General features: G+C 43.0%; 22 protein-coding genes. 16 read left to right on the top strand and 6 right to left on the bottom strand.

The window, feature by feature from the left end:
• The first annotated feature begins 6 nt into the window (after positions 1-6).
• Both RIB15_RS11270 and hemW read left to right on the top strand, forming a co-directional pair.
• On the top strand, positions 7-558 hold the full coding sequence (locus tag RIB15_RS11270; RefSeq protein WP_350202278.1) for a gamma carbonic anhydrase family protein: 552 nt from the start codon (positions 7-9) through the stop codon (positions 556-558).
• Positions 559-564: 6 nt separating this feature from the next.
• Positions 565-1,704, top strand: a complete 1,140-nt coding sequence (gene hemW, locus RIB15_RS11275; RefSeq protein WP_350202254.1) for a radical SAM family heme chaperone HemW — start codon at positions 565-567, stop codon at positions 1,702-1,704.
• Between the two features lie 23 nt (positions 1,705-1,727).
• Here the strand turns inward: hemW and RIB15_RS11280 are convergent, their stop codons facing one another.
• Positions 1,728-2,957 (bottom strand): HU family DNA-binding protein, encoded by a 1,230-nt coding sequence (locus RIB15_RS11280; protein ID WP_350202255.1) that lies wholly within the window; start codon positions 2,955-2,957, stop codon positions 1,728-1,730.
• The gene (locus RIB15_RS11285; RefSeq protein ID WP_350202256.1) at positions 2,950-3,237 is read right to left on the bottom strand and encodes an HU family DNA-binding protein; all 288 of its coding nucleotides are present in this window, start codon (positions 3,235-3,237) and stop codon (positions 2,950-2,952) included. The genes RIB15_RS11280 and RIB15_RS11285 overlap by 8 nt, the downstream gene beginning before the upstream one ends.
• A 172-nt stretch (positions 3,238-3,409) precedes the next feature.
• Between RIB15_RS11285 and fahA the strand changes: the two genes are divergently transcribed.
• Positions 3,410-4,669, top strand: coding sequence for a fumarylacetoacetase (fahA, locus tag RIB15_RS11290; RefSeq protein ID WP_350202257.1), 1,260 nt, complete (start codon positions 3,410-3,412; stop codon positions 4,667-4,669).
• Between the two features lie 2 nt (positions 4,670-4,671).
• Here fahA and RIB15_RS11295 read toward each other — a convergent pair whose 3' ends face one another.
• Positions 4,672-6,477: a T9SS type A sorting domain-containing protein gene (locus RIB15_RS11295; protein ID WP_350202258.1), complete on the bottom strand. Its 1,806-nt coding sequence runs from the start codon at positions 6,475-6,477 to the stop codon at positions 4,672-4,674.
• A gap of 79 nt (positions 6,478-6,556) precedes the next feature.
• On the opposite strand from RIB15_RS11295, the gene trhO reads away from it, so the two are divergent.
• Complete coding sequence (trhO, locus tag RIB15_RS11300) at positions 6,557-7,516, top strand: oxygen-dependent tRNA uridine(34) hydroxylase TrhO (RefSeq protein ID WP_350202259.1); 960 nt, start codon at positions 6,557-6,559, stop codon at positions 7,514-7,516.
• Between the two features lie 63 nt (positions 7,517-7,579).
• Positions 7,580-8,476 carry a pseudouridine synthase family protein gene (locus RIB15_RS11305; RefSeq protein ID WP_350202260.1) on the top strand — a complete coding sequence of 299 codons (897 nt, stop codon included), beginning with the start codon at positions 7,580-7,582 and terminating at the stop codon, positions 8,474-8,476.
• Between the two features lie 67 nt (positions 8,477-8,543).
• Here the strand turns inward: RIB15_RS11305 and RIB15_RS11310 are convergent, their stop codons facing one another.
• Entirely contained in the window at positions 8,544-9,332 is a 789-nt protein-coding gene (locus RIB15_RS11310) for an alpha/beta fold hydrolase (protein WP_350202261.1), read from the bottom strand.
• Between the two features lie 93 nt (positions 9,333-9,425).
• Here RIB15_RS11310 and RIB15_RS11315 point away from each other — a divergent pair, with 93 nt between their 5' ends.
• From RIB15_RS11315 to RIB15_RS11330, 4 genes are all read left to right on the top strand, one after another.
• Positions 9,426-9,956 (top strand): ComEA family DNA-binding protein, encoded by a 531-nt coding sequence (locus RIB15_RS11315; protein WP_350202262.1) that lies wholly within the window; start codon positions 9,426-9,428, stop codon positions 9,954-9,956.
• Positions 9,957-10,063: 107 nt separating this feature from the next.
• Positions 10,064-11,605, top strand: coding sequence for a T9SS response regulator signal transducer PorX (porX, locus tag RIB15_RS11320; RefSeq protein WP_350202263.1), 1,542 nt, complete (start codon positions 10,064-10,066; stop codon positions 11,603-11,605).
• A gap of 1 nt (position 11,606) precedes the next feature.
• A complete protein-coding gene (gene tsaE / locus RIB15_RS11325; RefSeq protein WP_350202264.1) occupies positions 11,607-12,029 on the top strand; it encodes a tRNA (adenosine(37)-N6)-threonylcarbamoyltransferase complex ATPase subunit type 1 TsaE in 423 nt (140 codons plus the stop codon).
• 5 nt (positions 12,030-12,034) lie between these two features.
• Positions 12,035-12,322, top strand: coding sequence for a hypothetical protein (locus RIB15_RS11330; protein ID WP_350202265.1), 288 nt, complete (start codon positions 12,035-12,037; stop codon positions 12,320-12,322).
• A 294-nt stretch (positions 12,323-12,616) separates the two neighbouring features.
• On the opposite strand, the gene RIB15_RS11335 is transcribed toward RIB15_RS11330, so the two are convergent.
• Positions 12,617-12,940: a GIY-YIG nuclease family protein gene (locus RIB15_RS11335; protein ID WP_350202266.1), complete on the bottom strand. Its 324-nt coding sequence runs from the start codon at positions 12,938-12,940 to the stop codon at positions 12,617-12,619.
• A 212-nt stretch (positions 12,941-13,152) separates the two neighbouring features.
• Here RIB15_RS11335 and pnuC point away from each other — a divergent pair, with 212 nt between their 5' ends.
• Complete coding sequence (pnuC, locus tag RIB15_RS11340) at positions 13,153-13,794, top strand: nicotinamide riboside transporter PnuC (protein WP_350202267.1); 642 nt, start codon at positions 13,153-13,155, stop codon at positions 13,792-13,794.
• A 62-nt stretch (positions 13,795-13,856) separates the two neighbouring features.
• Here pnuC and RIB15_RS11345 read toward each other — a convergent pair whose 3' ends face one another.
• Positions 13,857-14,471 (bottom strand): thiamine diphosphokinase, encoded by a 615-nt coding sequence (locus tag RIB15_RS11345; RefSeq protein WP_350202268.1) that lies wholly within the window; start codon positions 14,469-14,471, stop codon positions 13,857-13,859.
• A gap of 84 nt (positions 14,472-14,555) precedes the next feature.
• Between RIB15_RS11345 and RIB15_RS11350 the strand changes: the two genes are divergently transcribed.
• From RIB15_RS11350 to RIB15_RS11375, 6 genes are all read left to right on the top strand, one after another.
• Entirely contained in the window at positions 14,556-15,518 is a 963-nt protein-coding gene (locus RIB15_RS11350; RefSeq protein WP_350202269.1) for a DHH family phosphoesterase, read from the top strand.
• 60 nt (positions 15,519-15,578) lie between these two features.
• Entirely contained in the window at positions 15,579-16,514 is a 936-nt protein-coding gene (locus RIB15_RS11355) for a response regulator (protein WP_350202270.1), read from the top strand.
• Positions 16,515-16,616: 102 nt separating this feature from the next.
• On the top strand, positions 16,617-17,831 hold the full coding sequence (locus tag RIB15_RS11360) for a S1C family serine protease (protein WP_350202271.1): 1,215 nt from the start codon (positions 16,617-16,619) through the stop codon (positions 17,829-17,831).
• Positions 17,832-17,999: 168 nt separating this feature from the next.
• A complete protein-coding gene (gene serA / locus RIB15_RS11365) occupies positions 18,000-19,241 on the top strand; it encodes a phosphoglycerate dehydrogenase (RefSeq protein ID WP_350202272.1) in 1,242 nt (413 codons plus the stop codon).
• A 329-nt stretch (positions 19,242-19,570) separates the two neighbouring features.
• The gene (locus RIB15_RS11370; RefSeq protein WP_350202273.1) at positions 19,571-20,260 is read left to right on the top strand and encodes a hypothetical protein; all 690 of its coding nucleotides are present in this window, start codon (positions 19,571-19,573) and stop codon (positions 20,258-20,260) included.
• A gap of 140 nt (positions 20,261-20,400) precedes the next feature.
• Positions 20,401-20,522: CPCC family cysteine-rich protein (locus RIB15_RS11375; protein ID WP_350202279.1), on the top strand; the 122-nt coding region annotated here is incomplete at its 3' end.

Genomic DNA, 20,522 nt, shown 5'->3' on the forward strand with positions numbered 1-20,522 from the left:
TTCTCTATGATTTACGAATTCCTGAAACGTTCTCCCCAGTTTGATGAAACTGTTTTTGTTGCTCCCAGTGCTGATATAATCGGAGACGTAACCCTTGGCAAGGAAAGCAGTGTTTGGTTTAATGTAACCATCCGGGGTGATGTAAATTTTATCCAGATTGGAGATAAAAGTAACGTTCAGGATAACGTTTGTATTCATGTGATGAATCAAACCGGGCCGACTATTATCGGCAATGAAGTTACCATTGGTCATGGCGCGGTTGTTCACGGATGCACTATTAAAGATCGCGTACTTGTTGGCATCAACGCTACGATACTTGATGAGGTGACTATTGAGCCGGATGTGATTGTAGCTGCGGGAACCCTGGTACCTCCCGGCAAAACCATCGAAAGCGGATATATGTATATGGGCTCTCCCGCCAAAGCTGCCCGTAAACTCACCGATGAGGAAATCGCATCGATTCCTAAATACGCCAGCAACTATGTTAAATACTCCCGGGCTTATCAGCAGAAAGACACCTACGACGACAACCCTTTCTATGATGCGAGCAACCGGTAGTTTAGCATGAGTGGCCTATATATCCACATCCCGTTTTGTAAACAGGCCTGCTCGTATTGCGACTTCTATTTTGTGACCCGGCATCAGCAAAAGCAGGACTTTGTAGATGAACTTATTCGGGAAATTCACTCAAAAAAAGACTCCGTATTTACTGAAGAACCCGTTCAGACCATTTACTTCGGAGGCGGAACTCCTTCCCTGTTATCGGCTGATCAAGTGAATGCTATTCTGGATGAGATCAATAAAGTCTTTGATACGGACCTAAAAGAAATCACGCTGGAAATGAACCCGGATGATGTCAGCCCGGAATATTTATCAGGATTGAAATCAGCCGGCATAAACCGAGCAAGCATGGGGGTACAGTCATTCAACCCGGAGCTGCTGAAATTCATGAACCGGGCGCATACTTCTGAAGAAGCGATGAAGTGTTTGGAAATTCTGGAAGCTTCTGAATTCAAGGTTTTTACCGTCGATCTAATTTATGGGAACCCCGGGCAATCACTGGATATCCTCGAAAAGGATATTGATACCATTCTTCAGTTTAAACCGCCGCATATTTCTGCATATTCCCTGACCATCGAGCCACAAACAAGACTAGGAAAGCAAGTAGAGTTGGGTCGTATAATTCCTCCTCAGGACGATACCGTTTCCGATCATTTTGACCTTGTTGTTCAAAAACTTGCAGAAGCAGGCATTCAACAATACGAGGTTAGCAACTACGCAAAACCAGGCCATGAAGCCGTTCACAATTCCAACTACTGGAATCATGAGAATTATCTGGGATTGGGTCCGGGCGCTCATTCGTTTTGGTGGGATAAAAACCGCGATTCAGCTAAAAGATGGAAAAACGAAGCTAACCTTGAAGCTTATCTTAAAGGTGAATGGAAAGAAAAAGCAGAACTGGAAGAATTAAACCTTGGTGATCTGGCAGAAGAGCGCCTGATGCTGGGACTCAGGACTAAAGCAGGCCTTTCCATGAGTGAACTAAAAACCAGCTACGATTTTGAGTTCAACGCCCGACAGTTGGAATACCTTCAACGGCTGGAAGAAGGTGGAAGGGTTGAAACCAAAAACCGGATTTATCTCACTAAAGAAGGACTGAAAATCGCTGATAGTATCCTGCTTGACTTAGTAACCATGGTTTAACCGAATCCGCACCTACCTGAGGATCAATTCCCCAGGCCTTGCCACTTTTTTGCGAAACGGGCATACTCCTCGGCCTTGTCGTTACGGCCAAATTTTCTATATGAATCAGAGACCATTTGAGAAGCTTCTGCCAGTCGCTGATAGTCCATTTTACTTGGACTTGAAGCTGACCCCTGAAGCGCCGGCACCTTAAGTGACCTGTTATTTTTCAAAGAATCCGGGTGAGTGTCCATGGTGAAGTTAGCCTGATATATCAGCGGCCAGAATTGGGACTTGCCATATACTTTTTTGGCAATTACCCAATACCACTCATCTTTCTTTACTGTATAAGTGGTAGTCGTGATTTCACTGCTGGAACCTGAGGTTTCTTTTTCCTCTATCCCTGCAGAAGAAGATGCAGCGGGTGGTTCTTTTTTCGCAGGAGTCTGAGTATTTGCAGATTCATTATTTGCCTGTACAGGCTCTTTGGCTTCTCCGCTACCTGAAGGCCGATCATTGGATGCTTGCGGCGTTCGGGGTTGTTCAACTCTAGCCTGCTGTGTTGGCATATTTGTTGGCTCGGTTCGCAAAAAGAACCACCAGACAGGCACTAGCGCAACAGCTAATAACGCAGCTATCACCAATATCAGGGCAAAATTATTGCTTTTTTCTTTTTTCTCCTCCCGTACAAAAGGTTCCCGGGAAACCGGCTCAGGTTCTTCTTCCTTCTCTGATGTGGATTCCGTTTCGTCAAATGCAAAAGGATCTTCTTGAGGCTCTTGTTCTTCAACCGTCTCTTCAGCCTGAAATTCTTCCGCCTTTTCTTCTTGCTCTTCTATTTCCTCTTCGGGTTCATCATCAAACTGAAAAATGGTGTCTTTTTTCTCTTCTTCAGGCTCCTGTGGTTTTTCCTCTCGGGAAACAGGAACAGCTGTCGTCGATTCTTTGGACTTCTCCCCAAGCAATTCAGTTTCCAGGTGTGAGAACTTAGCATTTACATCTTCGCGCAAAGCTTTATAGGGAGTAAAAGAAACTCGTTTATGCGCCGGAATCGTTATCGGTTCACCGGTTTGGGGGTTCTGACCTTGTCGTTCAGCTACTTCTTTTACCTTAAAACTCCCGAAATTGGTAATCGAGGCTTTGCCTGTTTCATCAAGTTCCTGCTTAACTCTTGATATCAGCGCTTTTGCAAATGCTTCACTTTTCTGTTTACTAAAACCCGTTTTCCGCGATAAGGCTTCAATAATCTCAGCATATGTGACTTTGTTACTCATCTTCAGCCTCGTTTATTTGGTCCCGAAGTGTACTGCTTTGACTATAATGCACCACTCTTTTTTTCGGAATAAGCATCATTTGCTCATAATGGGGGTTGTACGACTTATGCTCTTCCCTGACCTCTGACTTAAAACTACCCAATCCGGGCAGGGTGAATCCTTTTCCTTTGGATAGAAGCATGGTGAGTCCTTCAACGAAAGAATCATATAGATCTTCCGTCTCGGTCTGTGTGAGCTCAAGCTCTTCCGCTAATTGTTTGAGTACCTCCGACTTTGTCATATCGAATATGGACTAAAATTGAAAACCAAGTATTCAGGAATAAATGCTAAAACAATGAAATAAGCAATTTTCAGCAGATTTTAGTAAATCAATGTGGTTTAATGATTTTACTGTTACCGGAGGATGCTTATCATCCCTCATCATCACATGTGTATGAAAACCAGAAAACGTTATGCTCAAATCCTTTATAGAAGTAGATCCTGATTCTCACTTTCCGATTCAAAACCTCCCCTATGGAGCCTATGAGAACGAGGATGGTGAAATTCACCTTTGTTCTTCTATTGGTGATTATATCATCGATTTGTTTGTGCTGGATGAAGAGGGCTTATTCGACGGCCCTGAGCTTAATAATCAGTATGTATTTCAGGATTCCACTCTTAATTATTTTATGAGCCTTGGCAAACCTGCCTGGACGGAAGCGCGCAATACCCTTCAATCCTTACTATCTGCGGATAATGCTGTGCTTCGGGATGACGCCCTTCTTCGGGAGCGCATTTTCAAAAAAAGAGCTGATCTAGAATTAGTAATGCCTGTTCAGATAGGAGATTACACTGATTTTTATTCTTCTGAGCAACACGCCCGAAATGTAGGGTCTATGTTTCGTGATCCTGAGAATGCACTTTTACCAAACTGGAAACATCTGCCTGTTGGCTATCACGGGCGCTCCAGCTCTATTGTACTCAGCGGAACCGAACTTCATCGCCCTAAAGGACAAACTATTCCTGATAACTCAGATCAGCCTGAATATGGGGCTACAAAAAAGCTGGATTTTGAACTTGAAGTCGGATTTCTAACGGGTTCAGGTAATACATTGGGAAATTCAATCTCTGTAGATGAAGCTGAAAACTACATTTTTGGGCTCGTACTGTTAAATGACTGGAGCGCCCGTGATCTCCAAAAATGGGAATACCAGCCACTGGGACCCTTTCTTGCAAAGAGCTGGGCTACTTCTATCTCCCCCTGGATTGTTACCATAGAAGCCCTCGAACCTTTTCGAACCAAATGCCCGGAGCAAAACCCCAAGCCTCTGGATTACCTTCATCAGAAAAACCGTTCAACTTTTGATATTCAGCTGGATGTTTTTCTAACAACCGAAAAGCAACACAGCCCACATAAAATCTGTTCGTCCAACTTCAGGCATTTATACTGGACGATGGCGCAGCAGCTGGCCCATCAAACCGTTGCCGGTTGCAATGTTCAGCCCGGAGATTTGTATGCCTCTGGCACCATCAGCGGACCGGAGAAAGATTCTTATGGAAGTATGCTGGAGCTGGCCTGGAAGGGAACCCAGCCCCTTACACTGCCTTCAGGAGAGAAACGATCTTTTATAGAAGACGGGGATGAAGTGATCATGACGGGTTATGCACAAGCCAATGGATTCAGAGTTGGATTTGGAGAGGTAACCGGCAAAATTTTGCCCGCGAAAAAATAGCGCTATTTAACCAGCGTCATTTTCTTGGTGAAAACAGCATCATCAATTTTCAATCGATAAAAATAGATACCCGAACTTAGTCCTTGTGCATTAAAGGGAATGGAATAGGAGCCCAGCAGATATTGCCGGTTCGTAAGGGTTTGAACCTTTCTGCCTGTGATATCATACACGATTAACTCTACGAAAGCCGATTGCGGAAGCTCAAAATCTATATTGGTTGTCGGGTTAAAGGGGTTTGGGTAGTTTTGATAAATCTTTATGGATTTCGGTAAATCTGCGTACTCAGGATCACGAATGGTTATCATATTTCCATCCTTGCCCAGCAGTAAATTTATATTCCGCGTCGAAACGCTGCTGCTGTAATTTGCAATTACTACTCCTACCTTTTCCACCTCTTGCCAGGAAATTTCACTTGGAACATAGACCTGAGCTTTATTCTCTCCCGTTGCTATAATCTCATTCATTTCACCATTATCCATATAAAATAGCACCCCGATACCAACCTGGGTGCTATCGAAATCTACAGCTACTTCGGCAAAACCCTCATCAGAAGAAGCGGGTGTAATTTCAAAATAACGGGCTGCCAGCGGCCGTATATCATCCGCCTCAACAGCTTCAGCGGGCACTTCATTGAACGCGCCTTCAAGATTGGAATAAGGGTAAAATTCCTTCTCGCCAAAGCCGTAATCATCCTGACCGGCACGACTGCCAGAAGCAAAATGCCAAAGGTGGTTTCTCACAAAGGTAGTCGAAAATTCTTCCCCCCGATCCGGAAGTAATTCCAGTAATGCGTCGTTAATACTAAGCGTATTCTCATCTTCTATTAATTGCCAGACATCTCTCCAGAGCTCATCTCCGAAATACTCACTGTAAAAAATCATCCAGCTTACATGCCAGTAAGCGCCGGGTGTACTATTTTCCGGAGCAAAGAAAATGGAGGCAGAATATGGGCTTGAGGAGTTCAAGCCATTCTTGATGTAATTGTAATAATCATTCACATCATCATATACGACCTCTTCAAACAGAGTAGCATCCATTTCCGCCCAATTAAAAGCACCAGATGGCGATGTCCATTCATTTTGAGCATACTGAATAGCATGCTTTAACTCGTGGGCCACTGTTGCATACACTGCTCCAACCTGGTTGCCCTCAGGATGGGTATTCGGGGGAAAGTTCTCAAAGTCATTCTCCATCACAATATATGTTTCAGGACCTGAGCCACCCTGAAAAATAGTCTCGCCATAATAGGGAATGTCTCGAATTTCAATGGTATAAGTAGTTCCATTCGGAATCGGGTCTTTGAACCCCAGATTAATCACTTCATGCCGGTAAGAAGAATCAGCTGACTCAGCAACCAGATCCACATAATCAGGAACCCCATTTCCATCATTATCTTCTATAGATACCGAATCATCTCCTGTGGTTTCATATATAATCTCAAATTTTCCTGAGGGGGATATATAACTTTGAAGAGCTTTTTTCTTTTGTGTTGATGATCGGGAAGAGCGCATCGCCTCGACCTCCGCTAAACCCTTCGATGAAATTTGATCTCTATATGCATGAAGAAACATTTCTGCAGGAGTTGCACACTTGTGAAGGAAGCTGACAGGTGTTTTCTTTAAAATCCTGAATTGTTCCAAAGCGGCCGTTTCAACGTCGATTTCACCTTCTGTAAAAGAGCGTTGAATTTCTAAAATATGGCGGGGAGAGTCTACCCCTGACTGACCAAACAATACGGAAGGCAAGCACATCAAAGCCAACAGGGTGATCCCTAGCGCCTTTTTAATTTGATCCCGATACTTATGCATTGTTTGGATTTTGCTTAACTTTGGGGTTCGCAAATGATGAACGCTGTAAAACTACAGTTCTTACAATTTAAGAGAAAAAATGTACCAAGTAATACTTTATTATAATTTTGAACCGATTGAAGATCCCGATCGTTTTTGCAAAGCACACAAAAAGTTTTGCAAAGAAATCGGACTTAAAGGACGAATTTACATTTCGGAAGAGGGAATTAACGGAACAGCAGCAGGGACCGATCAACAGATTGAAGAATATAAAAACTATGTTTGGTCGCTTCCCGGTTTTGACGACACTGAGTTCAAGCAGGAAGAAAGTGACTATATCCCATTTGCAAAGCTGATCTGTAAAACCAGGGATGAGATCGTAGCCCTTCATGTAGATGATGTTAACCCGGAAAACGGAGGCAATTACCTGGAGCCGGCTGAATGGCGAAAGGTGATGGAATCTCAGGAAGATTACGTTATGATCGATGTTCGCAATAACTACGAATCAAAGATCGGGCATTTTAAAGGTGCCCTGACTCCCGATGTGGACAACTTCTACGATTTCCCGAAATGGCTGGAAGAAGCCAATATTCCCAAGAATAAAAAAGTATTGATGTATTGCACCGGCGGTATCCGCTGTGAGAAATTCTCCGTGCTGATGAAAGAAGGCGGCTGGGATGATGTTAACCAGCTGCACGGCGGAATTTTAAAGTATGCTAAGGAAGAAGAAGGAAAGCATTTTGAGGGAAAGTGCTTTGTCTTTGACGACCGGCTGGTGGTTCCCGTAAATCCCAACGACCTGTCACCCATCGCCCGTTGTGAAATCACAGGCAAGCCTGCAGATACCTACATCAACTGTGCGAACATGGAATGTAATAAGCTATTTGTTTGCTCAGAAGAAGGCGCTCATAAGATGGATGGCTGCTGCAGTGAAGAATGCCAGCAAAGCGATTATAAGCGCCCTTTCGATCCTGAAAATGCGTTCAAGCCATTCAGAAAATGGTACAATTATTTTGGAGAAGATTTCAAAGAAAGAGAAATGAGCTCTGCTTCTAAATAGGCTGCACATCCATTCCTCAGGAGTAATTCATAAATTATACCTGAGGAATTTTACTACTTCAATATGACTGTTAATCGTCCCGTCCGAATTGTCTCTCCCTACCCTATTACCTACCGATTCAAAGTGAAGTCGGAGTTTGAAGGGAAGTCGCTGTTGGATTTGATGACTACACGCTTCCCTTTTCATGGGGTGAAAATATGGGAAACTAAGATCAGCAATGGTCATGTTGGGGTGAATGGCCATGAAGCATCTGCAAACCAAATCCTTTCCAAAGGAGACGAAGTCTTCCACCACAATCCAAAAGTGATAGAGCCTTCTGTGCCTGATGAAGTGGAAGTGCTGGAACAAACCGATGACTATCTGATGGTCTACAAGCCAGCTCCTTTGCCAATGCATCCCGGCGGGCGGTATAACAAAAACACCCTGATCTCCATCCTTGAAGAACAGGGATTTGAAAACCTGCGTATTGTCCACCGGTTAGATGCCGTTACTTCCGGGCTCGTGCTCTTTGCCCGGAATAAAACCTTCGCTCAAAAGGCCATGGTCGCATTTAGCGAAGCCAGGGTTCAGAAAACATATTATGCCCTTGTTACCGGAAATCCGGAAAAGCATTCCATCACCATTGATACACCCGTGAGGAGAAAAACTGGATTTGTCTTTGAAAGTGAATTGGGCTTAAAACATGCCAAGGAAGCCGTCACCTTTTTTGAAGTGGTCAGGCGTGGGGAAAAATCAGCTATCATCAGGTGCTCACCAAAAACAGGCCGAACCCATCAAATACGATTGCACCTTGAGCAGTGGGGGCACCCCATTATTGATGACCCTATTTATGGAATAGATGGTGATAAAAGCAGTAAACGAGCACAAAAAGTCGGGATCAGCTTATTGAATGCCGGATTGGAAATTAAAGAGCTTGGGATAAAGAATGAATTGGCTGTACCTGAATCCTGGTTTCTTTAGACCTAAGACTTGAGACAGGATATTAAAGACTTAGGAAATCTCATGTCTCAAATCTTTCATTTCACATCTATTTAAAAAACGCCTCAGCTATTCGGGCAAACTGCTTGGGCTTATCCAGAAAAGCATAGTGCCCGGCATCTTCGATAATCACCAAAGCTGCATTTTTAATCCCCTTCTCAATCCGCTCTCCCTGATATACCGGAGTAGCATCATCATTTCTTCCCCACAGTAATAACACTTCATGAGTAATTTCCGGCAGCGAAGACTCCAGATATTCTGTAACTGATTTGACAAAAGTCTCCCGCATTACCCCCGAAAGCTTGCTGTAATCGCTGGATCCCAGGCTCTTCCACAGACTGGTACTTCGAAGCCAGCCCAGTGCTTTCTCCCGAAGTGAGGAAGGTAAAATCATAAAAGGTGCTTTCAGAATTTTAGCCGTGTATTTCCTGATATAGAATTTCATGGAGCGTTTTGGCTTCATTCCGGCCCCGCCTGTAATCAATACTTTTTCAATATGGGCCTTACCAAAATCGCGGGCACAGAGTTTGAGCATAATTCGTCCGCCAAAGGAGTGAACCAGTACATCCACTTTATCTTCGCCAAGTGATTTAATAAAAGACTGAACGGCATCTGCATAATCATCGATACTCCACGCGCGTGAAGGTTCAGGAGAATCCCCGAAGCCGGGCAGATCCAATACATAGCAGGTTCTGAGGTGCGCCAGGTTCTGAGCAGCCGGCATCATCACGCGTTTACTGCTTCCCCAACCGTGCAGAATAACCAAAGGTTTTCCTTTACCTACTTTCTCGTAAGCAATTTTCTGATCCTGATATGTAAACTCGCTTTGTTCTGCCATGAAATAAATTTTGCCAAACTTCTCACTTCCTTACATCGGAAACAAGGATAGATTACAGTTGTGTTTTTGAACGTCCTCAGCCATATTAGCTACATGAAATTTAACGACCTAAAAAGAAAAGCATTTTTCTGGATTGAGAAACTCCAGATATCCCGGACCGAACGGATTTCCATTTCTATCCTTTTGGCGTTACTTGCTGTGCTTTTTATGTTGAACTTTTTCCTGACCAAAACTTTTAATTACAACCAGGAAAAATATGACGCGCTCACCGCTGAATTTGAAAAGCGGAGTGCTCAACTTCATCAGGAACAAAAAGAACTGGAGCAAAAATATAATCCTGACTTAACAGTTAATGAAGCCAAAACTTCCGATCATCCTAACGATGATGAAATGGCAGCATCAAAGCAGGATGAACCTGTTGCTGTTGAGATCATTAATATTAATACCGCCACCAGCCAACAGCTCCAATTACTGGACGGAATTGGAGAAGCTTATGCCCAAAGAATTATAGAGTACCGCAAAGCCAATGGTGGTTTTGATTCCATCGATGAACTGGTTAATGTTAAGGGCATTGGTGAAAAGCGACTGGAAAATATCCGGCCATTTATAACTCTTGACGATTGAATTCAAAACGCCACTAAAACTCCATAACACAAAATTGTTGAAGACTTGAAACGACACTATCTTTTAGTGTCTTTGAGATTTTAGGGCAATTAAACTTTAAGGATTACATGCCAAAGATACTCTGGGCTGATGACGAGATAGATCAGCTGCAATCACACATTATATTTTTAGAAAAAAAGGGATTTGAAATCACACCGGTTGCAAACGGGGATGATGCGGTAACTATGATTTCATCTGAGCCTTTTGATATCGTTTACCTGGATGAACAAATGCCTGGCATGGGCGGCATCGAGACGCTGGAGAAAATAAAAGCTATACAACCCTCTCTTCCGGTAGTTATGATTACCAAAAGTGAGGAAGAATCGATTATGGAAGATGCCATTGGCGGCAAGATTTCCGACTACCTCATCAAGCCGGTTAACCCAAACCAGATTTTACTAACCACAAAGCGGTTGCTTGAGCGAAGCCGAATTCAGTCTGAAAAATCGGCACAAACCTACCTGAAACAATTCAACGAACTTTCCTCCCGAATACACCCCGGCACTCACTGGAAGGAATGGATTGACATTTATAAAGAGCTCACAAACTGGCAAATTGATTTAGGCTCCGGTGATGAAGGACTTATACAGGTTTTGGATGACCAGTTTCAGCAGGCTAACAAAGAGTTTGGAAAGTTTGTAAATCAGGAATACAAAGACTGGATGAAAAAAGATGAAGGCCGGCCTTTGCTTTCACAGGAAATCTTCAAAAAGTATGTGAATCCACATCTGGAAAAAGATGAAAAGGTGATGTTTTTCCTGGTCGACTGTATGCGATACGACCAATGGCTGGTTTTTGAGCCGGTTCTCTCCAAGTACTTCTCCATCGATACTGATTTCTACTACTCCATTTTACCAACAGCCACGCCTTATTCCCGCAATGCAATTTTTTCGGGGCTTTATCCCTCCGATATAGAACGCATGTATCCGGAATTATGGCAACAGGGTCAGGATGAATCTTCTTTGAACCGTCACGAAGAGGAGCTACTCCGGAAGCAGCTTGAGCGCGATGGCATTGATATTAATTTTAAGTACGAGAAAATTCTCAATGCTGATGCTGGTAGAAAAGTAGCCGATAAAATCGGAAGCTATGCTCAATCCAAATTAGCGGCTTTCGTATTCAACTTCGTAGATACGCTGGTTCATTCCCGCTCCGACTCAGACGTTATAAAGGAATTGGCTCCCGATGTATCTGCTTTCCGGTCGGTAACAGAGGCCTGGTTCCAGCATTCCTCGTTATTACAGATGTTTAAGGGACTGGCTAAAGAAGATGTCACTTTGATTATTACAACCGATCACGGTTCAGTACGTGCCCTCCGGGATACCAAGGTATATGGAGACAAGGACACCGCCACCAACTTACGATATAAGTATGGTCGTAATCTGAAGGCAGACGAATCTGATGCAGTCATTTTTATGGAAGATCCTGAGCAATACAGGCTTCCCAAAGTTGGATCTGTGAATAATTACATCATCGCCCGCGAGGATTACTATTTCGTATATCCTACTAATTACCACAAATATCAGAACCGCTACCGGGATACCTTCCAGCACGGTGGATCCTCTATGGAAGAAATGATATTACCCGTAGCCACTCTAACTCCGAAATAACGTGCAGCAATTCGAAAGTTCATCCGTTGAAGAAACCATTCGCATTGGTTTCGAGTTTGGTAAGCAATTGAAGTCCGGCGATGTTGTTTGCCTGGATGGCGACCTCGGTGCTGGTAAAACACATTTTGTAAAAGGTGTAGCATCTTTTTTTGGAATTGAACCTGAAAAAGTCAGCTCACCTACCTATACTTTGATTCACGAATATTCCGGTGATCTTTCCGTTTATCATTTTGACTGCTACCGGTTGAAACACGAACAGGAAGCCCTGGAAATAGGAGCCGAAGAATACTTTTATGGCGACGGCGTTTGCTTGGTTGAATGGCCAAAAAAAATTGAAAGCCTGATCCCGGAAGAAGCCATTTGGGTTGAAATGTCACACCTTCCGGAGGATAAACGAAATATTATTATTCATCAGAAGCAGTAAAACTGATGGCAAATTCAAATAAAAGAAGACTCTCTTACCGATTGGATCTCCTCCCGGTGATCCTCCCCTACCACCGGCGGGCAAAAAATACGCTGCGCACCGGAGACCTGGTTTATTATGGCCCCAGTCCGGAATATTACGGTATTGGCGAAGTGGTACAAACCGCTGAAAAAGTATGTATGGTCGATTTCCGCGGAACCGGAGAGTTGGGCATCCACAAAGACGAGATGCTTTCCACTTATCTTATTCCCATCCACAAGCTGAACCTTTCCGGGGTTTTAAAAGGGCGGTAGTTTAATTATGGGTAGACGTATAAAAGGTCAATGTGAGCTATGTTTAAACAAAAGTTTGCTAGCGAAAAGATCCCATATTCTCAGCAATTTTCTTTACAAAAGATTAGCTATTCATTTTTAATTGGTATACCTAAGAACTGGAAGTTAGAAAAAGTCATTCTGAGGGTACCCCCGAAGAATCTTCACGAGTTTAAGAAAGGCTCATTGCCTGCCCAACTTCAATTTTTCATCAACCTCTTGAAGATCCTTCGCAAGTATGCTCTGGATGACTTTGCTTGTTGTTAATTTTTATACCTATTCAGGCAATGTATTTTTAGGAGGCCATTCCCCAAGTATTTCTTCATTTAAAAACTTCCATTTTGGATTTGACTTCATAATTAATTCCTCTTTCCATGCTCTAGACTTTCCCTTGATCCTTTTTTCAGCTTCAATTGCTTCGTACATCGTAGGAAAAACATCGTACCATATGAGACAATAGCAAAAATATCGCCCTGCATAAGACTTCTTATTTCCACGGTTCAGGTAATGCTCAACTATTCTCCTGGGGAGATTATTTGTTACTCCCGTGTAAAGCACCTTTCTTTCTGGGTTGGTTACAATGTAGGTTGCATTATCCATCTCAATGTTTGTTAAGGTCATTCTGAGAGTACCCCCGAAGAATCTTCACGAGCTTAACTCAAGCCAACTGCCTGTTCAGGCTTGGAAAAACCTTTTCGGGAGCTCCATCAAGATGACTACCTGATCTGAAGTTCTTACTATTAGAGCACTGAGATCAACAAACCTTACAGAATTTTCCTATTTTTGCCGCTCCCCAAACATCACTCCACTTCATGGAATACATCATTGACGGCATTATTAACGGGATTATTCAGACTACTGCACTAGAGTGGATTGCCGTAATCACCGGACTTATGAGCGTTTGGTTCTCCATGAAGGAAAACATTCTGGTCTATCCCACGGGAATTATCAGCGTGCTGATTTACGTGTACCTCGCCTTTCAGTATAAACTGTATGCTGATATGGGTGTGAACTTCTATTACTTCGTGATGAGTGTATATGGCTGGTACTACTGGGTTCACCCGAAAGATAAAAGCAGAAAGCAAGTTCGGGTTACCATTAACAATCAAAAAGAAAACCTGATAACCCTTGGCATACTGCTGATTTCCTTCGGCATTCTCTACTTCGGGCTTTCTAACTTTACTGACAGTGATGTCGCCTTCTGGGATGCTACAACAACGTGTTTTGCAATCGCCGGCATGTGGCTAATGGCCCGCAAGAAAATCGAAAACTGGATAGCGTGGATTATTACTGACTTAATCTCTATTCCGCTCTATTTTTATAAAGGATTGGTGCTTACCAGCTTCCAGTTTCTCATCTTTACCGGATTGGCGTTTGCCGGGTACCTGGCGTGGAAGAAATCAATGGAGGAGCAGGAGGAAAATGACCTATATCAAGGTTTTGATGCTATTTGAATTTAAAATTCAAGATTAAAAATTACTTCAGTATTTAATTTTAAATCTTGAATTCTGAATTTTTAATTCTCTACAAAAACCACCAGATCCCCACTCTCAATTTCGATGGAAAACTCTTCTTCCACATTTTCATTCGAGGTTCCATCCCGTTCCCCATTTTCAAGGACTTCACCTTTAAGCGGGTACTTAAGCCCTTTTGTGGTAATACCTGTCACTTTGCCCGAAAGAGGAAAAAGAGAAACAATGCTGCCTACCGGAAGCTCAGCCTTAAACGTTGAACTAACCAGCCGGGCAGATTGCCTTTCATCTTTAAAAAGTAATTGTTTGAAAGCCGAATCGAAGCGCTTTAGCACCGATAAGTTTTTCAGGGAATGATCCATTCGTTGCCCGAATGCACCCAGTACCGTACAGGTTTCCACATCCCGATAAAGAGCCAGTGAAAGTGCCTTTTCAAGGTCGTTGGTTTCCTGATCAGGATCGTGAATAATTTCAAAGTTCACCGTTTCCGGCTTCTTAAAACTGTCCATATCCCCGATTACTACATCTGGAATAAAATCGTTAGTGAGCAGTGTATTCCCTCCACCATCCGCACCGATAATTAAATCTGCTGATGTCAATTCTTCCCTTAGTAATTCTTTTGATGGGGGAAATCCATTACTGACAATAACTGCGTGCATACCTTTTTTTTTGATGACATTAATTCCCGTTAAAATAAGTGGATTTGTGGCAATGTTCGCCTATTTTTGACGCAAGGAGATTTTATGTTCAAAAACTTTATTTCAAAAATAATACAACATCAAAAAGTAGCCGTTTTTTCACACGTCAGGCCCGATGGTGACTGCCTTGGCTCACAGGTGGCACTCTGCCTCTGGCTTCAAAAAAACGGGATTGAAACTTCAGCTTTCAACGAAGATCCCATTCCTGAAAATATGGGCTGGCTGCTCGACTTTTTCCCTGTTTCTAAACCTTCAGCAGATCAACTTTCTGATTTTGATGCCTTTGTGGTAGTTGATGGAAATGCCCTTCACCGCTTTGGCAATGCAGCGGAAACCTTAGCCGATCTGGACAAGCCGATTTACATGATTGATCATCACCCCGACCCAGATGCTATTTTTGAAGAGTTTGTATCAGAAGTTGAGGCCTCATCAACATGTGAGCTCGTTTATCAGTTATATGCTGAACATGACGCCCGGCAAATTGATGTATCAGCGTCCAAAGCTATGTACCTGGGTTTGGTTACCGATACCGGATCTTTTCAGTTCGACAGTGTAAAACCGGGGACCCTTCATGCCGCAGCTGATTTACTGGAACGTGGCGGCTTCACTCCAAACCAGATCACGGAAAAAATTTATAGCTCCCGCCCGTTAAGGCAGCTTAAACTTTTGAGCCTTGCCCTCGAAACTATTGAGCTTCATGAGGATGGACAGATTTCAACCATCACCATCACCCGTGATATGTTTGAACAAACCGGGACTTCTAATGAGGACACGGAGGGTTTTGTGCAATATCCGCTTAGTGTGGAAGGCGTGAAAGCATGTGTACTATTTAGAGAAGATGGTGAACGTGTTAAACTAAGTTTGCGCTCACAAAGTGATATTGATGTAAACAAATGGGCCCGAATGTTTAACGGAGGCGGACACAAAAAAGCGGCCGGAGCCTGGCATTCCGGACCGCTATCAAAAGCCGTAAAAGAAGTGATTGATGAGGGAAGAGAACAATTATAGTTCCAATACGAAGTTTTTACTATTATATAGATACATCAACGGTTAGTATTAGAGAGTAGCATGGACAAGGATTACACCCTGTTAATCATCGATGACGACACCCCGATACATCTTATACTGAATAAGATGCTGGGTGATGAGTACAATATTTTGATGGCCGGAACCGCCCAGGAAGGCATTGATATGCTTGCGGAAAAACAAGTTCATTTCATCCTCACTGATATTCACATGCCGGGAATGTCGGGACTGGATTTTTTGCAGGCTCTGATGGAAGATGCTGACCGAAAAGACATTCCCGTCCTGATTATGACCAGCCTGCCTACCGTTGAAAAAGAGCAAATGGCTCTGGGTTTAGGTGCTGCAGATTTTATTGATAAATCCCTATTCAATGAAAAGCCTGATGAGCTCTTGAATAGAATCCGTGCAAAGCTGGTTTCTAGTATCGAAATTCCTGACCTCCCTCCTGAGCTGAACATTGACCGTAAGGAAATAACCAAAAGTATTCTCTTTGAAGTTTCCTCCGGTGATTTTGTGAATACCACCCAAAAGCTATGCAAGATTTTGGGGCAAAAACTCCAAACCGATCACCTTTCATTTTGGATGATCAAAGGAGATAAAGTTCAAATGTTGCTGGCTAATGGAGTACAGCCGCCTCAGCGTTATGGGCCTCGTGAACTTAAAAGGGAAGAAACTTTTCAGCGGTTGCTAAAGAAAAAGCGGCCATATATGGTAAATAATGTATATACCACTGGCAGAGGAATATTGATAGAGACTTCGCAGGATGAGGGACTCCCTGCAGAAATTGGAATCCCCTTATTTGCTTTAACTGAACAGCAGCTCATAAAAAATAAAATGAAAATTCCTCCCACCGTACCTTTATTTGGTTATGTGGTGCTGAAGCGAAAACGGGTTTTTACGTCTAAAGAATATAAAATGACTTCCGTCCTGATGATGCACTTGGGTACTATTTTATGGCGACTATTCAGGAAGCTTTAACCAAATTAATTTACCAATAATACAGGCAATGGAAGTGAAGGTCACTTCGTTAGATTATTCCATTTGAACATTATTACTTTTTCTAATCGCAAAATTTAGTCTATGGTTAGACACGCTACGATTGTTTTTCTGTTTGTTTCTCTTTTTGCAGGTTGTACCCCCGAACAAAAAAAGGCGAGCCCCGGCACCACTCCTTTAGTTTCATTAGGTACTATTTCACCTGGTGAGACAGCGTCTGCCCAGCAACAGGGAGATCGGAATCAGGATCAAACCCAAACTCCCATCACCGTTGATGACTCCCGCAAGAATGCCATCACCAATGCCGTACAAAAAGCAGGTCCGGCGGTGGTTAGCATTACCGTAACTGAATTACAAAGAGGCTATACCCGCGAATTTGATACCTTTTTTTTCCGGTATTTTGATGTTCCCGTACAGCGCGAAGTTAAAAGCTCTGGTTCCGGGTTCATCATCAGTGAAGACGGACTGGTAGTTACCAACGAGCATGTTGCCAGTAAAAACTCCAAAACCATCATGGTTGCCCTTTCTGACGGCAGTAAGCACGAAGCCGAGCTGTTAGGCTCTGACGAACTCGCTGATCTTTCCCTTTTGAAAATTAAAGGAGAACGCACCTCTTTTCCTTATGTGAAATTTGCTGATTCCGATGAAATCATGGTTGGGGAATGGACCATCGCCATGGGAAATCCATTTGGGCTTTTTGCTGACGGGCAGCCCTCCGTTACCGTTGGCGTGGTTAGTGCCAAAGAACGCGACTTCCGGCCCGACCCTCAGGACCCCCGCGTTTATGTTGAAATGATTCAGACGGATGCTGCTATTAACCGTGGCAATTCCGGCGGACCCTTAGTGAACAGCAATGGTGAAGTAATGGGAGTAAATACTTTTATTTTTACCGGAGGCACCAGCAGTGGTTTTGTGGGACTGGGCTTTGCTATTCCCAGCAATCGCGTTCAGAAAATTATTTCTCAACTAAAAGAGTCCGGTTCCGTTTCTCTTGAATATGATCCCGGAATGAATTTTGTGCCTGTTACCCGGCAGCTAATTATGCAGTATCCAAGTATCCCGCGGGTGTTGGGATTATTTGTAACTGAAGTGAACAAAAGCGGCCCCGCTTATGAATGCGGGATTATGCCCGGCGATGTGATTATTCAAATTGGGGAAGAGCGCGTAACCAGCGACATGCACGCCTGGGCTTTAATGCGGGAATATGAAGAAGGTGAAGAAATGACCCTTCATCTCATCCGGGATAACAAGCAGTATAAAACCAGCATGAAGCTGAGAAAAAGGGTTCGGGGACGGTAATTATTCACTCTTTTTACCCTCAGTCATGATCCATTCCAGTGAAACAGGAATTCTATGACAGGCTACGCTGGGAAATAAATAGAAATATTTGGAGTGAGGAAGACTAATCCTTAAAAAAGTTCAAATCTTTTTTACCTTCCATCACTCACTTACACTCAAAACAAATTTATGTCAGCAGCCAACGAAGACCTTTCTTATCCCAAAGAAAATATAAAAGTCCTTTTGCTTGAAGGAATCCATCCAACTGCAGAGGAAAATTTCAGAAAGCATGATTTCCTGAATGTTGAAACACAGGAAGAAGCTTTAAGCGAAGAAGAGCTTCTGGATAAAATTGAAGACGTTCACCTGATTGGGATTCGTTCCAAAACTCAGATCACCAAAAAAGTCATTGAAAAAGCATCCAAGCTGAAGGCGATAGGCTGCTTCTGCATTGGCACCAATCAGGTTGACTTACAAGCCGCCATGATGGCCGGAATCACCGTTTTCAACTCTCCCTACTCCAATACGCGTTCTGTCGCTGAACTGGTGATTGCCGAATCCATTATGCTGAAGCGCCGGATTCCCCTTCGGGATAAAAAAGCACACGAAGGAACCTGGCTGAAGGATGCCAAAGACAGCTATGAAGTCCGCGGAAAAAATATAGGTATTATAGGCTATGGACATATCGGATCACAGGTATCTGTACTGGCCGAAAATATGGGGTTCAATGTGTTGTATTATGACATTGAACCGAAACTGCCAATGGGTAATGCCACCCGCGTGGAATCACTGGAAGAACTCCTGAACAAATCCGATATCGTAACGCTGCACGTGCCGGCCACACCCGGAACCAGTATGATGATGGATGCCGAACGGTTCAGCCAAATGAAAAAAGGCAGTGTATTGCTCAATCTTTCCCGTGGTTCGGTCGTTGATATTAAAGCACTGAAAGAGGCCCTGGAATCCGGACATATCTCCGGAGCCGGCATCGATGTATACCCGGAAGAGCCAGAGTCTTCGGGAGAATCCTTCCGGACGGAACTTCAGAATTTACCCAACGTGATTTTAACTCCGCATATCGGTGGTTCAACCATAGAAGCACAATATAATATCGGACAGGATGTTTCCACCAAGCTTATCAATCTGATAGATAACGGAACTACGGTAGGCTCACATTCGGTTCCTCCGCTTAATCTACCGGTTCAGAAAAATGCCCATCGTATTCTGCATATTCACGAAAACAAGCCGGGCGTGCTTTCCGAAATCAACCGCTGCCTATCCGATTCAGACATCAATATTTTAGGGCAGTACCTGAAAACCAACGAATATATTGGCTATGTGGTCTTGGATGTGGACAAGGAATATGACGACCGTGTGATTGAGGAAATCCGTAATGTGAAGCATACCATTAAAACGCGGATTTTGTATTAAAGCCGAACTTATTTTTTATAACTCTTCCAAAGTCGTTCTGAGCGACAGCGAAGAACCTTGGTTATTAAATGCTTACCAAGCGTTCCATGGCACAGGTCCTTCGGGAGTATCCTCAGGATGACCTTGTTTGTTGTTGCTTGGTTTCTTAATCATGTTATATTGTTAGAGCGATGGGAAAGCAAATCCTTACAAAAAAGTTGGATATTATCCGACGAGGTTATGCGACATTTCCTTCGCATAAAAACTTAAACAATGCGCTGTGGCCTTCCAGAGGGAGATTGCCGGATTTTATACGACGTCTCATAAGATAGGCCCTGTCGCATATTAATATGTTAGCTGTATTAACCATGTATAAATATCTCTGGGCAATTTTACTTTGTGTGTTTTTACAGAGCTGCCAAGAACAGTCATGGCATGAACAGATTGAGAAGTTTTCAAAAGAAGAAATTGAGAGTTTTGATTTAAGCGGTGAAGGAATCATAAATTTTCCAAGAGAAGAGATCCCAATCAAAACACCTTACAATGATTATCCAGAATTAGCATTCAAAACTCTCTTGAATACAAATCTCTTTACAGATTGTTGTGGTCCAGACCCAAATTTAAACACAATTTACTATCAGGCTTTATTGAGCCAACCCGATCGAAAGGATATTTTCCTTGATCTGTTGAATCGTGGAAATAGACCGGGAAAATTATACGCCCTAATTGCTCTTTCTGAAATTGATTATGAGTTGTTTGTAGAAAGGGTTGAACCATATTTATCCGACACTACCGAAGTTATCTATTTTATAACGGATTTAGTTGAGTATGAAAACTTCAATCACATTCTATATTCAGATTGGTCAAGAAAGAACTTAGTCACAGAAACAGACTTGATATCTTGGCTAGCTGAAAACCCATTGAGTGTCAGAGATACTTTGGGAGACTTTAATTACTATCATAAAAGTGATGTAATAAATGGTGGTTTAAAGAACAATTTGAACACCTTAAAAGACTACTCAAAGCTTTATCAAAAATGAAAAATACAGCTAACATGCGTTTTAAATCGGACGCGGACGGGGTGCGATGGAACTTGATTGCCAGGAATTAATTTTGCTACTTCAACTAAATCATAATCCCCGCGCCGTTTAAACGCTGGGTCGTTATAAGGCTTAAGATAATGTCTTCAAATTCTTCTACTTCAAAAGTTAAATCTACTTGTCCTTGTTGTCATTATGTAACTCTTAAAGAGCGAAATATTTACGAAATTTGTCCTGTGTGTTATTGGGAGGATGAAGGAGA

It is taken from the genome of Gracilimonas sp., assembly GCF_040218225.1.
Taxonomy (GTDB): Bacteria; Bacteroidota; Rhodothermia; order Balneolales; family Balneolaceae; genus Gracilimonas.

Excerpts from the sequence above, each read along its gene's own strand:
- RIB15_RS11270 (WP_350202278.1), top strand. The coding sequence starts at position 7 with ATGATTTACGAATTCCTGAAACGTTCTCCCCAGTTTGATGAAACTGTT.
- hemW (WP_350202254.1), top strand. The coding sequence starts at position 565 with ATGAGTGGCCTATATATCCACATCCCGTTTTGTAAACAGGCCTGCTCG.
- RIB15_RS11280 (WP_350202255.1), bottom strand. The coding sequence starts at position 2,957 with ATGAGTAACAAAGTCACATATGCTGAGATTATTGAAGCCTTATCGCGG.
- RIB15_RS11285 (WP_350202256.1), bottom strand. The coding sequence starts at position 3,237 with ATGACAAAGTCGGAGGTACTCAAACAATTAGCGGAAGAGCTTGAGCTC.
- fahA (WP_350202257.1), top strand. The coding sequence starts at position 3,410 with ATGCTCAAATCCTTTATAGAAGTAGATCCTGATTCTCACTTTCCGATT.
- RIB15_RS11295 (WP_350202258.1), bottom strand. The coding sequence starts at position 6,477 with ATGCATAAGTATCGGGATCAAATTAAAAAGGCGCTAGGGATCACCCTG.
- trhO (WP_350202259.1), top strand. The coding sequence starts at position 6,557 with ATGTACCAAGTAATACTTTATTATAATTTTGAACCGATTGAAGATCCC.
- RIB15_RS11305 (WP_350202260.1), top strand. The coding sequence starts at position 7,580 with ATGACTGTTAATCGTCCCGTCCGAATTGTCTCTCCCTACCCTATTACC.
- RIB15_RS11310 (WP_350202261.1), bottom strand. The coding sequence starts at position 9,332 with ATGGCAGAACAAAGCGAGTTTACATATCAGGATCAGAAAATTGCTTAC.
- RIB15_RS11315 (WP_350202262.1), top strand. The coding sequence starts at position 9,426 with ATGAAATTTAACGACCTAAAAAGAAAAGCATTTTTCTGGATTGAGAAA.
- porX (WP_350202263.1), top strand. The coding sequence starts at position 10,064 with ATGCCAAAGATACTCTGGGCTGATGACGAGATAGATCAGCTGCAATCA.
- RIB15_RS11330 (WP_350202265.1), top strand. The coding sequence starts at position 12,035 with ATGGCAAATTCAAATAAAAGAAGACTCTCTTACCGATTGGATCTCCTC.
- RIB15_RS11335 (WP_350202266.1), bottom strand. The coding sequence starts at position 12,940 with ATGGATAATGCAACCTACATTGTAACCAACCCAGAAAGAAAGGTGCTT.
- pnuC (WP_350202267.1), top strand. The coding sequence starts at position 13,153 with ATGGAATACATCATTGACGGCATTATTAACGGGATTATTCAGACTACT.
- RIB15_RS11345 (WP_350202268.1), bottom strand. The coding sequence starts at position 14,471 with ATGCACGCAGTTATTGTCAGTAATGGATTTCCCCCATCAAAAGAATTA.
- RIB15_RS11350 (WP_350202269.1), top strand. The coding sequence starts at position 14,556 with ATGTTCAAAAACTTTATTTCAAAAATAATACAACATCAAAAAGTAGCC.
- RIB15_RS11355 (WP_350202270.1), top strand. The coding sequence starts at position 15,579 with ATGGACAAGGATTACACCCTGTTAATCATCGATGACGACACCCCGATA.
- RIB15_RS11360 (WP_350202271.1), top strand. The coding sequence starts at position 16,617 with ATGGTTAGACACGCTACGATTGTTTTTCTGTTTGTTTCTCTTTTTGCA.
- serA (WP_350202272.1), top strand. The coding sequence starts at position 18,000 with ATGTCAGCAGCCAACGAAGACCTTTCTTATCCCAAAGAAAATATAAAA.
- RIB15_RS11370 (WP_350202273.1), top strand. The coding sequence starts at position 19,571 with ATGTTAGCTGTATTAACCATGTATAAATATCTCTGGGCAATTTTACTT.